11 protein-coding genes and 1 pseudogene are annotated in these 13,524 nt (G+C 71.1%); 6 read left to right on the forward strand and 6 right to left on the reverse strand.

The window, feature by feature from the left end; genetic code table 11:
* Positions 1 to 153 precede the first annotated feature (153 nt).
* The 3 genes and pseudogenes from dapF to ABZV06_RS23245 all read right to left on the reverse strand — a co-directional run bounded on the left by dapF (position 154) and on the right by ABZV06_RS23245 (position 2,667).
* Positions 154 to 1,011: a diaminopimelate epimerase gene (gene dapF, locus ABZV06_RS23235; RefSeq protein ID WP_355624120.1), complete on the reverse strand. Its 858-nt coding sequence runs from the start codon at positions 1,009 to 1,011 to the stop codon at positions 154 to 156.
* A 7-nt stretch (positions 1,012 to 1,018) separates the two neighbouring features.
* Positions 1,019 to 1,921 (reverse strand): annotated as a pseudogene (gene miaA, locus ABZV06_RS23240) (tRNA (adenosine(37)-N6)-dimethylallyltransferase MiaA); the annotation flags it as partial.
* Positions 1,921 to 2,667, reverse strand: coding sequence for a hypothetical protein (locus tag ABZV06_RS23245; protein ID WP_355234666.1), 747 nt, complete (start codon positions 2,665 to 2,667; stop codon positions 1,921 to 1,923). The gene ABZV06_RS23245 and the pseudogene miaA, both read right to left, overlap by 1 nt.
* 201 nt (positions 2,668 to 2,868) lie before the next feature.
* Here ABZV06_RS23245 and ABZV06_RS23250 point away from each other — a divergent pair, with 201 nt between their 5' ends.
* From ABZV06_RS23250 to ABZV06_RS23260, 3 genes are all read left to right on the forward strand, one after another.
* Positions 2,869 to 4,077: a DUF349 domain-containing protein gene (locus ABZV06_RS23250; protein ID WP_355234669.1), complete on the forward strand. Its 1,209-nt coding sequence runs from the start codon at positions 2,869 to 2,871 to the stop codon at positions 4,075 to 4,077.
* A gap of 476 nt (positions 4,078 to 4,553) precedes the next feature.
* The gene (locus ABZV06_RS23255) at positions 4,554 to 6,161 is read left to right on the forward strand and encodes a cellulase family glycosylhydrolase (RefSeq protein ID WP_355624123.1); all 1,608 of its coding nucleotides are present in this window, start codon (positions 4,554 to 4,556) and stop codon (positions 6,159 to 6,161) included.
* A 342-nt stretch (positions 6,162 to 6,503) separates the two neighbouring features.
* Positions 6,504 to 7,889 carry a cellulose binding domain-containing protein gene (locus tag ABZV06_RS23260; protein WP_355624126.1) on the forward strand — a complete coding sequence of 462 codons (1,386 nt, stop codon included), beginning with the start codon at positions 6,504 to 6,506 and terminating at the stop codon, positions 7,887 to 7,889.
* A gap of 46 nt (positions 7,890 to 7,935) precedes the next feature.
* Here ABZV06_RS23260 and miaB read toward each other — a convergent pair whose 3' ends face one another.
* Entirely contained in the window at positions 7,936 to 9,435 is a 1,500-nt protein-coding gene (gene miaB / locus ABZV06_RS23265; RefSeq protein ID WP_355624129.1) for a tRNA (N6-isopentenyl adenosine(37)-C2)-methylthiotransferase MiaB, read from the reverse strand.
* A gap of 54 nt (positions 9,436 to 9,489) precedes the next feature.
* Between miaB and ABZV06_RS23270 the strand changes: the two genes are divergently transcribed.
* On the forward strand, positions 9,490 to 9,741 hold the full coding sequence (locus tag ABZV06_RS23270; protein ID WP_355234681.1) for a DUF2277 family protein: 252 nt from the start codon (positions 9,490 to 9,492) through the stop codon (positions 9,739 to 9,741).
* Positions 9,742 to 9,915: 174 nt separating this feature from the next.
* On the opposite strand, the gene ABZV06_RS23275 is transcribed toward ABZV06_RS23270, so the two are convergent.
* The gene (locus ABZV06_RS23275) at positions 9,916 to 10,395 is read right to left on the reverse strand and encodes a hypothetical protein (RefSeq protein ID WP_355234684.1); all 480 of its coding nucleotides are present in this window, start codon (positions 10,393 to 10,395) and stop codon (positions 9,916 to 9,918) included.
* A 228-nt stretch (positions 10,396 to 10,623) separates the two neighbouring features.
* Complete coding sequence (selD, locus tag ABZV06_RS23280) at positions 10,624 to 11,613, reverse strand: selenide, water dikinase SelD (protein ID WP_355624132.1); 990 nt, start codon at positions 11,611 to 11,613, stop codon at positions 10,624 to 10,626.
* Positions 11,614 to 11,807: 194 nt separating this feature from the next.
* Between selD and ABZV06_RS23285 the strand changes: the two genes are divergently transcribed.
* Entirely contained in the window at positions 11,808 to 12,563 is a 756-nt protein-coding gene (locus tag ABZV06_RS23285; RefSeq protein WP_355624135.1) for an amino acid ABC transporter ATP-binding protein, read from the forward strand.
* A gap of 57 nt (positions 12,564 to 12,620) precedes the next feature.
* Complete coding sequence (locus ABZV06_RS23290; protein WP_355624138.1) at positions 12,621 to 13,487, forward strand: glutamate ABC transporter substrate-binding protein; 867 nt, start codon at positions 12,621 to 12,623, stop codon at positions 13,485 to 13,487.
* The last annotated feature ends 37 nt before the right edge of the window (positions 13,488 to 13,524 follow it).

The following is a 13,524-nucleotide window of genomic DNA, read 5'->3' on the forward strand; positions in this document are numbered from 1 at the left end:
GTCCGATAACCGGACACCGAGGTGTTGCGTGGAGTGAAGCAGAGCAAAGGACCCACGACGACCGGCGTCAGCCAATGAGCGGGCGCCCTCGGCAGACAGCCTCAGCCGAAGGGGGGCAGCCTCAGCAGCGGGCCGTGACCGGGGCGAGCAGCCTCAGCGCTGAGCCGCAGCGGACAGGGCGAGGAGGTCGACCTCGCCGGTGGCCACCAGGACGGCGGGGCCGGAGAGCCAGCACGAGTCCTCGGTGACCGTCACTGTCAGGCGGCCGCCGGGGAGGTCCACCGCCACCACACCGGCGTCCCGGCCGGCGTCGCGCAGGGCCACGGCGGCCACCGCGCAGGCGCCGGTGCCGCAGGACAGGGTTTCGGCGCTACCGCGCTCGTACACCCGCATGAGGCTGTGCCCGTCGGTGTCGTCGACCGGGTCGCCCGCGGCGATGAACTCGACGTTCACGCCGGCCGGGAAGACCGTCGGATCGAACCCAGGCGCGACGGTCAGATCCAGCGCGGGCAACTCCACGCCGCTCGGCAGGACGCACACCAGGTGTGGGTTGCCCACGTCCACGACCGTGCCGGACAGGGTCAGACCGCCCAGGGTGGCGCTCGACTCGTCGTACAGCCGGGGTCTGCGCATCTCGACGGACACCGCGCCGCCCTCGACCAGCGCGCGCACGACGCCGGCGCGGGTGGCCACCGGCAACGCCGCGCCGGCGGGCGTGGCGAGCCCGGTGTCGAGCAGGTAGCGCACGAAGACGCGCGCGCCGTTGCCGCACATCTCGGCGAACGAGCCGTCCGCGTTCCAGTAGTCCATGAACCACTCGGCCTCGCCGGCCTGGCCGGCGCCGTCGGGGTGCTTGGCCGCGCGGACCACCCGCAGGACGCCGTCCGCGCCGATGCCGCGACGCCGGTCGCAGAGCGCCGCGACCAGCTCGGGGGTCAGGTCGAGCTGACCGTCCGGATCGGGCAGGAGGACGAAGTCGTTGCCGGTGCCGTGCCCCTTGGTGAACTCCACGACCCCATCATCGCGCAGCAGCCGGCACCAGGTGCAGGGCGGCCTCGATCAGGTCCGGCGCGGCCGAGTCGAGCCACTGGATGCGCGAGTCGCGCCGGAACCAGGACCGCTGCCGTCGGACGAAACGCCGGGTGGCCCGGATTGTCTCGTCGTGTGCCTGTTCTTCGGGCAGCTCGCCGTCGAGCATGCGCAGCACCTGCTGGTAGCCGAGCGCGCGACTCGCCGTCCGCCCCTCGGCCAGACCCCGACCCACCAGCTCACGGGTCTCGTCGACCAGGCCGTCGGCCCACATCCGGTCCACCCGCAGCGCGATCCGCTCATCCAGCAGCCCCGTGTCGAGGTCGACGCCGAGCTGCACCGACGGGTAGTACGGGGTCGGCTGCGGCAACGACGCGGTGAACGGCGCACCCGTCAGCTCGATCACCTCCAGCGCACGGACGATCCGCCTCCCGTTGCCCGGCAGGATGCCCTCGGCGGCCACCGGATCGACGGCGCGCAGCCGCGCGTACAGCGGCGCGGGCCCGGTCTCGGCCAACTCGCGTTCCAGCCGCTCGCGCAGCGCCGCGTCGGTGCCGGGAAACTCGAACCGTTCCAGCACCGCCCGCACGTACAGCCCGGAGCCACCCACCAGCAGCGGCACCCGCCCCCGGGACAGGATGTCGTCCACCGCCGCGCGGGCCAGCCGCTGGTACTCGGCCACGCTCGCCGGCTCGCTGACCTCCCAGATGTCGAGCAGGTGGTGCGGCACCCCGTCCCGCTCGGCGACGGTCAGCTTGGCGGTGCCGACGTCCATGCCCCGGTAGAGCTGCATCGAGTCGGCGTTGACCACCTCCCCGTCGAGGGCGTGCGCCAGCGCGATGCTCAACGCCGACTTGCCCGCCGCTGTCGGCCCCACCACCGCGACAACCGTCACATCCGCTCCCAGGACGCCACGAAGTAGGCCACCCCGTAGGGCGCCGACTCGTGCAGCAACTCGCCGCGCCACCCGCCGGCGCCGGCGCGGGCCGCGTCGGCCAGCACCTGCCACGCCGCCCGGCCGGCGACCTTCAACTGCGCCGACACACCCGGGTCCAGGTCGCGCAGGGCGTCCACGTCCGCCTCGGCGAGGGCCGCGGCAACCCCCATGTCGTACGGGAGAGCGCGCTGGTCGTCGTACCCGGGCGCCTGCTGGCCCCGGCAGGCCGACCCGTCGCCGAGCACCAGCAGCGCCACCCGGTCACCGGCGGTGGCGACCTCCGCGGCGAGCGCGGCCACCTCGGCCGGCCCGGCGTCGGCGGTCACCTGCATGGCGGTCACCGCTGCGGGCGTGGCCCGATCGTCGGTCAGGGGTGCGAGCGGGGCGTGCCGGGACAGCAGCCACGCGCCGATGGTCAGACTCAGCGGCAGCACGGCGCCCCGGTCCGGTTGACCGGGAACCAGGGGCACGTCCAGGTCCACACCCCAGGGCTGGAGAGAGCCGGTCGCCGGGGACTGGATCGGACCGGTCACCGGGCCGACGCCGAGCAGCACCACCGCGTCCGGAGCCGTGGCCAACAGCCGGCGAACGGCGAGGTCACAGGCGGCCCGCAGGTCGTCCAGTTCCCTGGCGGCGGCACCGGCCACTTCGGGCACGAGCAGGGGCGGATGTGGGCAGACGGCGGCGGCGACCAGTGGCACCCGTTCACCGTAGCGGGAATCCCCGGTGCGTCTCCGCGGCGATCCGGTCAATCAGGCCCTAGGACACCGTATGGTCACGGTCGGCGATAGGCGCTCGACGCGGACCGGGTCGGACCTGTGACAATGCCGGAAGTAACTTGGCTGCGCCGTGGCGGCGACGGGGGACTGCTCCCTCGACGCCGGGAGAACGAGGATGGGCACATGAGCGACTGGACTGCCTTCGGACGGGTGGACGCGGACGGCACCGTTTACGTCAAGACCGCCGAAGGCGAGCGGGTGGTCGGATCTTGGCAGGCAGGAGCGCCGGAGGAGGGCCTCGCGCACTTCGCGCGCCGCTTCGCCGACCTGGTCACCGAGGTGGACCTGACCGAAGCGCGGCTCAACTCGGGCGCGGCGGACGCCGGGCACTCGTTGAGCACGATCCGGCGGATCCGCGCCACGCTGCCGGAGGCCCACGTCGTCGGCGACATCGACGCCCTGGCCGCCCGACTGGACAAGCTGGCGACCCTCGCCGAGGAGAAGGCGACCGAGGCGCGCGCCGCCCGGGACGTCGCCCGGGGTGAGGCCCTGGCCCGAAAGACCGCCCTGGTCGAGGAGGCCGAGAAGCTCGCCGCGGAGTCCACCGGCTGGAAGACCGCCGGCGACCGGCTCAAGGAGATCCTCGACGAGTGGAAGACCATTCGCGGGGTCGACAAGAAGGCCGACGGTGAGCTGTGGAAGCGGTTCGCCGCCGCGCGGGACGGCTTCACCCGGCGTCGAGGCGCCCACTTCGCGTCCCTGGACTCGCAGCGCAAGCAGGCGCAGACGGTCAAGGAAGAGCTGGTCGCCGAGGCCGAGAAGATCAAGGACTCCACCGAGTGGGCGGCCACGGCCAACCAGCTCAAGGAGTTGATGACGCAGTGGAAGGCCGCACCCCGCGCCTCCAAGGAGGCCGAGCAGAAGCTCTGGGAACGGTTCCGGGCCGCGCAGGACGCCTTCTTCAGCCGGCGCAGCGAGGTCTTCTCCGCCCGGGACAACGAGCAGCGCGGCAACCTGGAGCGTAAGCAGGCCCTGTTGGCCGAGGCCGAGGCCCTGGACATCGACGCCGACCCGAAGGGTGCCCAGGCCAAGCTGCGGGACATCCAGGCCCAGTGGCACGAGGCCGGCCGGGTGCCCCGCGAGGCCGCCGCCGGGCTGGAGCGCCGGCTGCGCGTCATCGACGACAAGGTCCGCGAGGTGATGGACTCGGCGTGGCGTCGTACCACCAAGGAGGACAACCCGCTGCTCGCCCAGATGCGGGCCCAGGTGGCGGAGGCCGAGGAGCGACTGACCCGGGCGCAGAGCGCCGGGGACGCCCGCCGGATCAAGGAGGCCGAGCAGGCCCTCGCCTCCAAGCGGCAGTTCCTCCAGCTCGCCGAGCAGGCCGGCTGACCTGACGCAGTCGCAGGAGCCCCCGGCCCCCGAGAGGGACCGGGGGCTCTCGCGTGTCCGGGAGTCCCCGCCCCGCGCCGCGCCGCCCCGCGGCAAGATCCGCGCAACTTCGGGGAAGTTGCTGCTTCAGGCGCGCCGGAGCCAGCAACATCCCTGATGTTGTGCGGATCTTGCCGCCCCGCAGGCGGCGAGAGGACCGCAGGGTGGCGCGCGGGAGCCAACGGGGGCGGCGGGCAGTTGACGCATTGATGTGGGCTGATGAGAATGAGCGACGGAGTCAGGTAGGGCCACCGGGCCGAGGGCGACGACGGCGAGCATCGCTGTCGAGGATCGGCCGGTGAGCTGCCGCGAGTTTCCCGTCCGCGTGACATGGGCCGTCGCGCACTGTCCGCGTACCCCGAGGGGACCGTGACGTGCGGACGGCCGCCCGCCGGCGTCGTCGCTCGACGGCGTCGTGCCTCCGAAGTGGAGCTCGAATGTTCCGTGGTAAAGCTCTTGGCGGCGCGCTGACCGCGCTCGCCACCGCAGCGGCAGGTGTGTTCCTCGCCGCCGCCGTCAGCACCACCCCGGCTTCCGCCGCGGGTACCGGCACCGGCTATCTGCACACGAACGGTAGCCAGATCGTGGACAGCACCGGCGCGACGGTCCGGTTGACCGGCATCAACTGGTTCGGCATGGAGACCGACAACAAGACCTTCCACGGTCTGTGGTCGAGCAATCCGTGGCGGGGGCAGCTCGACACGATGGCCCGGTTGGGCTACAACACGTTGCGGGTGCCGTACTCGAACGACGCGCTGAAGCCGGGCGCGACGGCCACCGGGATCAACGACTTCGTCAACCCGGACCTGATCGGGCTGTCGCCGTTGCAGATCCTGGACAAGGTGATCGACTACGCCGGCAGCAAGGGGATGCGGATCATCCTGGACCGGCACCGGCCGACGTCGGCCGGGCAGTCGCCGCTGTGGTACACGTCGACGGTCTCCGAGGCGACCTGGATCAACGACTGGAAGATGCTCGCCCAGCGGTACGCGGGCAATCCGACGGTGATCGGCGCGGACCTGCACAACGAGCCGCACGCGGAGGGCACCAACCCGGCGGCCACCGGCGCGTGCTGGGGCTGTGGCGACACCACCCGGGACTGGCGGCTCGCCGCCGAGCGGGCCGGAAACGCCATCCTCGGTGTCCAGCCCAACTGGCTGATCTTCGTGGAGGGGGTGAGCTGCCCGAGTGGTGGCCTCTCCAACGTCTGGGACAACGACCCGAGCAACGACGAGGACTGCGGTTGGTGGGGCGGCAACCTGTCGAAGGCGGGTCAGTTCCCGGTACGCCTGAACGTGGCGAACCGGCTGGTCTACTCGCCGCACGAGTACGCCACGTCGGTGTACCGGCAGACCTGGTTCGACGCGCCGGACTACCCGGCGAACATGCCGGCCATCTGGGACAAGTACTTCGGTTACCTCTACAAGCAGAACATCGCCCCGATCATGATGGGCGAGTTCGGCAGCACCCTGGCCGACCCGAAGGACAGGGTGTGGCTGGAGAAGTTGATGGCGTACACGGGCACCGGTGTGACCGGGATGTCGTTCACCTACTGGTCGTGGAACCCGAACTCGGGTGACACCGGCGGCATCGCGCTCGACGACTGGACCAACATCAACACCACCAAGCAGGCGATCCTGCAGCCGTACCTGATCGCGCCGAGCGGCGGCGGTCCCACCGGAGGACCGACCGGCGGCCCCACGGGTGGCCCCACCGGCGGGCCGACGAGCGCGCCCCCGGGCGCCTGCACGGCCACCTACCGGCAGGTCAACGCCTGGCAGGGCGGCTTCCAGGGTGAGTTGACGGTCAAGAACACCGGTACGGCCGCGGTGAACCCGTGGACCGCCACCTGGAGCTGGCCGTCCGGAGTGACGCTGGGCAGTGGCTGGAACGCCACCGTCACCCAGTCCGGTACGACGGTCACGGCCGCCGCGCCCAGCCACGCGCCGTCCCTGGCGGCGGGGGCATCGGTCACCGTGGGCTTCACCGCCAACGGTACGGCCAGCGCCCCGGCGACCGTGAAGCTCAACGGCGCCAACTGTTGAGCCACCGGGGTGGCCGGCGCCCACGCCGAGGGCGTCGGCCACCCCGGCCCGGGCGCACGACGGGCCGGGCCGAGAGCCGGGCGCACGCCGGGCCAGGCCAGGGCAGGCGCACTCCGAGCCCTCCGTAGGGCGGCGGACCAGGGCCGCACGGAGCATTTACATCCAGGTTCTTCTATGCTTCCATCGGGAAAGCGCTTGCCTTCGCTGCGGCCGGCGCGAACGCGGGAGCCGCTTCTCCGCACCGAAACGCACCGGCGGACCCGGGACCTGATCCCGGATCACCTAGCCGCCCACGGGCATGGGCGTCGCGACGGTCCGTCCGCCTCATCGAAAGGAAGCAGCATGCGCACAACACAGCGTCGGATGACGCTGCTCGCCACCACCGCCGCCGCCACCGCCGCACTGGTCACCGGCGGTTTCCTGACGGCCGTCTCGGCCCAGGCGGCAGCCGGCTGCCAGGTCGCCTACTCGGTCGCCAGCCAGTGGCCGGGCGGGTTCACCGGCAACGTCACGGTCACCAACCTCGGCGACCCGGTATCCGGGTGGACGCTGGGCTGGTCGTACGGGGCCGGCCAGCAGGTCAGCCAGGCGTGGGGCGCCACCGTCACACAGAGCGGCAGCCAGGTCTCCGCCGCCAACGTCGACTACAACGGCAACCTGGCCACCAACGGCAGCGCCTCGTTCGGCTTCAACGCGAGTTGGAACAACTCCAGCAACCCGGTGCCGACCAGCTTCACCCTGAACAACGTGGCGTGCACGGGCGGCACCACCACACCGACCACCACCACACCGACCACCGCCCCACCGACCAACCCGGGCACGCCCACCACGCCGCCCATCCCCAGCGATCCGCCGCCGAGCGTTCCGCCGCCGACCGGCCTGGTCGGGTGGGCAACCCAGAACGGCGGCACCACCGGCGGTGGAGGTGCGCCGGCGACCACCGTCACGAACGCCTCGGCGCTGACCAGCGCGCTGAACGCGACCGGTTCGGCGGTGATCCGGGTGTCCGGCACCATCTCCTGCTCGGGCATGCTGCGGGTCCGGTCCAACAAGACCATCCTCGGCAACTCCGGCGCGACGATCGTCGGCTGCGGACTCAACGTCAGCGGTGACCGCAACGTCATCATCCGGAACCTGACCTTCCGGGACTGGAACGACGACGCGATCAACGTGCAGGAGTCGGCGACCAACATCTGGATCGACCACAACACCTTCAGCAACGGGTACGACGGCGCGGTCGACATCAAGCGCGGCTCGGACTTCGTCACCGTGTCGTGGAACCGGGTCTTCAACCACGACAAGACCATGTTGCTCGGCCACAGCGACGACAACGGCGCGCAGGACACCGGGCACCTGCGGGTGACGTACCACCACAACTGGTTCGACGGCAGCAAGCAGCGCAACCCTCGGGTGCGCTTCGGCAACCCGGTGCACGTCTACAACAACTACTACCGGGCCAACACCGGCTACGGCGTGGCCTCCACGGAGAACGCGGGCGTGCTCGTCGAGGGCAACTACTTCGAGAACGTCCCCGACACGTACCACCTCGGCGAGGCCGACTCCGGGCCGGGCCGGCTGGTGGCCCGCAACAACCACTTCGTCAACTCGCCCGCCGGGCAGACCGGCGGCAGCGTCGCCAGCATCCCGTACTCGTACCAACTGGACACCGCGAGCAACGTCAAGTCCATCGTGACGGGCGGCGCCGGCGCCGGTCGCATCACGGTCTGACCGTGGGTCGGTCGGGGTCCGCCGTGCCGGCGGGCCCCGACCTGCGTCAGTGCGCGGCGCAGCCGCCGGTGGGCGCGGGCGCGACCGCCGGGGCACCGACCGTGGGCAGTGGAAGCAACACGCCGGGGGTACGCGGGGAGCGGCCGGCCTCGGCGGCGTCACCGGCCCGGGTCCGGCGGTGCGACAGGGGCGCGCCGTCGGCGTTGAGGTGGTGCGGCGCGGCGTACGTGATCTCGGTGTGCACGATGTCGCCGGGCCGGATCGACCCGGCGAAGCTGCCCGCGTCGAAGTGCACGAGCCGGCCGTCGCGGGCCCGGCCGGACAGCCGCCCGGTCCGCTCGTCCTTGCGGCCCTCGCCGACTGCTACCAGCACCTCGACGGTCTCCCCCACGAGGCGCTTGTTCTCCGCCCAGCTGATCTCCTCGACGCAGGAGATCAGCCGCTCGTAGCGCTCCTGCACGACCTGCTTGGGCAGCTGGCCGTCCATCGTCGCGGCGGGGGTGCCGGGGCGCTTGGAGTACTGGAAGGTGAAGGCCGACGAGAAGCGGGCCTCGCGCACCACGTCCAGCGTGCGCTGGAAGTCGGCCTCGGTCTCGCCGGGGAAGCCCACGATGATGTCGGTGGTGATCGCCGCGTCCGGCATCGCCGCCCGGACCTTCTCGATGATCCCCAGGTACCGCTCGGAGCGGTACGACCGGCGCATCGCCTTGAGCACGTCGTCGGAGCCGGACTGCAACGGCATGTGCAGCGAGTGGCACACGTTCGGGGTCTCGGCCATCGCGGCGATCACGTCGTCGGTGAAGTCCTTCGGGTGCGGGCTGGTGAACCGGACCCGCTCCAGGCCGTCGATCTCACCTGTGGCGCGCAGCAGCTTGCCGAACGCGTACCGGTCACCGAACTCGACACCGTAGGAGTTGACGTTCTGCCCGAGCAGGGTCACCTCCAGCACACCCTCGTCGACCAGGGCGCGCACCTCGGAGAGGATGTCCCCCGGGCGGCGGTCCTTCTCCTTGCCGCGCAGGGAGGGCACGATGCAGAACGTGCAGGTGTTGTTGCAGCCCACCGAGATCGAGACCCAGCCGGCGTACGTGGACTCGCGGCGGGTCGGCAGCGTGGACGGGAAGACGTCCAGCGACTCCAGGATCTCCACCTCGGCGGCGGCGTTGTGCCGGGCCCGCTCCAGCAGCACCGGCAGCGCGCCGATGTTGTGCGTGCCGAAGACGACGTCCACCCAGGGCGCCTTGCGGACGATCTCGCCGCGGTCCTTCTGCGCCAGGCAACCACCGACGGCGATCTGCATGCCCGGGTGCTTGTCCTTCACGGGGCGCAGATGACCGAGGTTGCCGTAGAGGCGGTTGTCGGCGTTCTCCCGCACCGCACAGGTGTTGAAGACGACGATGTCCGGGGTGTCGTCGGCCTGGGGCGCACGCACGTAGCCGGCCTGTTCGAGCAGGCCGGAGATGCGCTCGGAGTCGTGCACGTTCATCTGGCAGCCGTAGGTGCGCACCTGGTAGGTGCGCGGGCTGCCCGCCGCTGCGGTAGTCATGACCAGGACAGCGTATCCGGGTCGACCGGATCACCCGAACGAGGAGCACCCGACATGTGCCGAAGCATCAAGACGCTGCGGGAGCCGTTCACCCCGCAGGTGACCGACGCGGACATCGAGGCGGCGGCGTTGCAGTACGTCCGGAAGATCTCGGGCTTCCGGGCGCCCGCCGCGCACAACGCCGCCGCGTTCGAGGCCGCGGTGGCCGCGGTGACCGAAGCCACCCGCACCCTGCTCGACCACCTGGTCGTGCGGGGATCGGGCACTGCCGATCGACCGGCCACCGCCGCCACCGGACACGCCTGACGTCCCGACGCACCCGGCCCGGCCGGATGGCTCGCCACCATCCAGCCGGCTCGGCTCGAGCGACCCCGGCCGGCTCGGCAGGACCGGCCGGCCCGTCGGGCTTGAGCGACCCGGCCGGTCGGGCTTGAGCGACCCGGCCGGCTCGGCGTGCGCGGCCGGCCCGTCGGTGGCGGGTCAGGCCGCGGCGAGGACCGGTGCGACGGTGTCGGGCGCCCAGCGGGAGCGGTGACACTGCGACCAGCCCCGGCAGCCCGGGTCACCCAGCGAGCAGAGCCGCTGCTTGCTGAGCACCTCGCCGTCGTCGGTGTCCCGGACGTCGAAGTGCACCGGGCGGACCGTGCCGTCCGGTGCGACGAGCAGATGCCGGGTGGCGTCGAGCGTGTCGTCCCGCAACAGGCAGTCGCGGCCCAGCAGCCGGGCCAACGCGGCGATGCTGGCGTGCTCGGAGAGCCGCTCGGGCACCCCGTAGCAGTCGATCACCGTCGGAAACTCGCCCGGCGCCTGCCAGACGTCACACACCACCGCGTACGCCGGCAGTCGCGCCGGGTCCGCCGCTGCCAGCGGCATCACCACCCGACCGAGCGCCTCGGCCAGCGCCGGGTAGACCTCAACGGGTCGTACCCGGTCGATTCTCCAGTTCCACAGCTCGGTCATTCCGCCTCCTCGCTGCGTTCGTCCCACCGGCCTCCGAATCGGGCCTTACTGACGATGGTGGGGGGCATTTGACCCCAGCCGGGGGCAAGTTACCGGTCTGTGACCATTCCGGGCAAAATTTCCCTGAGCGGCATTGCTCGGAGTAGCGGGAAGGTGACAGTTTATCGGGTATCGTGCGCCAGCCGAACCACCCGGAGGGCGTGTCCCCGCGACAACCGGCCGCGTCCGTCAGCGCAGGACGACCAGGTGCTCTCCGCGCGGCAACAGTTCACCCACCACGGGTGCGCCCGGCAGCTCACCGGCGACCAGCAGACCGCCGGATGTCTGCGCGTCGGCCAGCAGCAGGCGCTCGTCCTCGTCGGCCGCACCGAAGTCCGTCCACGGGGTGACCCACTCCAGGTTGCGTCGGCTGCCGCCGCTGACGTACCCGTCGCGCAGCGCCTCCCGCGCGCCCGCCAGGTACGGCACCCGGGCCGTGTCGATGGCCACCGTCAGCCGGCTGGCGCGGGCCAGCTTCGAGGCGTGCCCGAGCAGACCGAACCCGGTCACGTCGGTGCCGCACCGGATGCCGGCGGCGACCGCTGCCCGTGCGGCGCCGGCGTTCAGCGCGCTCATCGTGGCGACCGCCTCCGGGAAGCTCTCACCGGTGGCCTTGTGTCGGGTGTTGAGCACGCCCACGCCGAGCGGCTTGGTCAGCGACAGCGGAATCCCGGCCCGACCGGCGTCCAGAGTGATCAGTTCCTCGGGCCGTACGGTGCCGGTGACCGCGAGACCGTACTTCGGACCGTCGTCGTCCACGCTGTGCCCACCGGCCAGGTGACAACCCGCCTCCCGGGCCACGTCCTGGCCGCCGCGCAGCACCTCCCGCGCCAACTCCAGCGGCAACACGTCCCGTGGCCAGCAGAGCAGGTTGAGCGCCACCAGCGGGGTGCCGCCCATCGCGTACACGTCGGACAACGCGTTGGCCGCGGCGATGCGCCCCCAGTCGTAGGCGTCGTCGACGACCGGGGTGAAGAAGTCCGCGGTGCTGACCAGGCCCGTGCGCTCGTCCAGGCGGACCACCGCGGCGTCGTCGCCGTGGTCCAGGCCGACCAGCAGTTCCGCGGTGCCGCTGGCCGGGCCGAGACCGGCCACCATGACCTCCAGCTCGCCGGGCGGAATCTTGCAGGCGCAGCCACCGCCGCGGGCATACTTCGTCAGGCGTACCGGTTCGGTCATGCCTCCATCGTCGCGGGGATCGGGTGCCGCCGCCACAGTTGCGGGCCGCGCGATGACCGAAATCGGACCCCCGACAACGATCGTGACCGGTGTTACCGCTCCGTGACCAACTGGGTTGCGTTCGGCCACATCACGCCGCCTACAGTTGCCCAACCGGGGGTCGACCGACCCGATCCGGGGAGACGACAGGGACGGTGGAGGACGTGACGACGGGCCAACCGCTCATCGTGCTGGACGCGGTCAACAAGTGGTTCGGGCCGCTGCACGTACTGGACGACGTCTCGCTTTCGGTGGATCGGGGCGAGGTGGTCGTGGTGATCGGCCCGTCCGGCTCCGGCAAGTCGACGCTGTGCCGTGCCATCAACCGACTGGAACCGATCAACTCGGGCACCATCACCTTCGACGGTCAGCCGCTCCCGGCCGAGGGCAAGCCCCTCGCCCGGCTGCGCAGCGAGGTGGGCATGGTCTTCCAGTCCTTCAACCTCTTCGCTCACAAGACCATCCTGGAGAACGTCACCCTCGGGCCGATCAAGGTCCGCAAGGAGAAGCCCGCCGCGGCCCGCGAACGCGGACTGGCCCTGCTCGACCGGGTCGGCATCGCCAACCAGGCGGACAAGTTCCCGGCCCAGCTCTCCGGCGGCCAGCAGCAGCGGGTGGCGATCGCCCGCGCCCTGGCCATGCAGCCCAAGGCGATGCTGTTCGACGAGCCCACCAGCGCCCTGGACCCGGAGATGGTCGGCGAGGTGCTCGACGTGATGACCTCGCTGGCCCGCGACGGCATGACCATGGTCGTGGTCACCCACGAGATGGGCTTCGCCCGGCACGCCGCCAACCGGGTCATCTTCATGGCCGACGGTCAACTGGTCGAGGATGCCCCGCCCGCGGAGTTCTTCGCGAACCCGCGCAGCGACCGGGCCAAGGACTTCCTCTCCAAGATCCTCACGCACTAGGCGTCCGTAGTGGAGCGCGCCGCACAAGGGCGGGCTCCGTCGAAGAAGGAGAAGAGTATGCGTATGACGCGCGTTGCGGCAGTCGCCGCGGTCGCGGCTCTGGCCGTCACCATGACCGCCTGTGGCGGAGACGAAGGTGGCAGCACCGGCAGCTCGGGCGCCAAGGGCATCGTCGGCAAGGCGGAGAAGCAGAAGAAGCTCGTGATCGGCGTCAAGGCCGACCAGCCGGGCCTGGGTCTGCAGACCGGCAGCCAGTACGAGGGCTTCGACATCGAGATCGGCAAGATCGTGGCCAAGGGCCTCGGCGTCGACGCCAACAACATCGAGTGGAAGACGACGGTCTCCTCCAACCGGGAGCCGTTCATCCAGCAGGGCACCGTCGACCTGGTGGTGGCGACCTACACCATCAACGACGAGCGCAAGCAGAAGGTCAACTTCGCCGGCCCGTACTTCATCGCCGGCCAGGACCTGCTGGTCAAGGCCGACTCGGCTGTCGCCGGTCCGGAGGGTCTCGACGGCAAGAAGGTCTGCTCGGTCTCGGCGTCCACCCCCGCCAAGCGGATCCAGAGCGATTACCCGAAGGCCAAGCTGCAGCTGTTCGACTCGTACTCGAAGTGTCTGCCGCTGTTGGAGAACGGCCAGGTCGACGCCATCACCACCGATGACATCATCCTCGCCGGCTATGCCGCGCAGTCCCAGTACGCCGGCAAGTTCAAGGTCGTCGGCAAGACCTTCTCCAGCGAGCCCTACGGCATCGGCCTGAAGAAGGACGACAAGGACGGCTGCGAGAAGGTCAACGAGATCCTGAAGACCGCTGCCTCGGACGGCACCTACAAGGCCGCCTGGGACGCCACCCTGGGCAAGAGCGGCAAGGCCGCGCCCGAGCTGGACACCACCAAGCTGACCAACTGCGGCAGCGTCTGATCGGTCTCGGGGGCCGACACCCGCGACCGGGTGTCGG

The sequence above is a fragment of the Micromonospora sp. NPDC005172 genome, from assembly GCF_040608555.1.
GTDB lineage: Bacteria > Actinomycetota > Actinomycetes > Mycobacteriales > Micromonosporaceae > Micromonospora.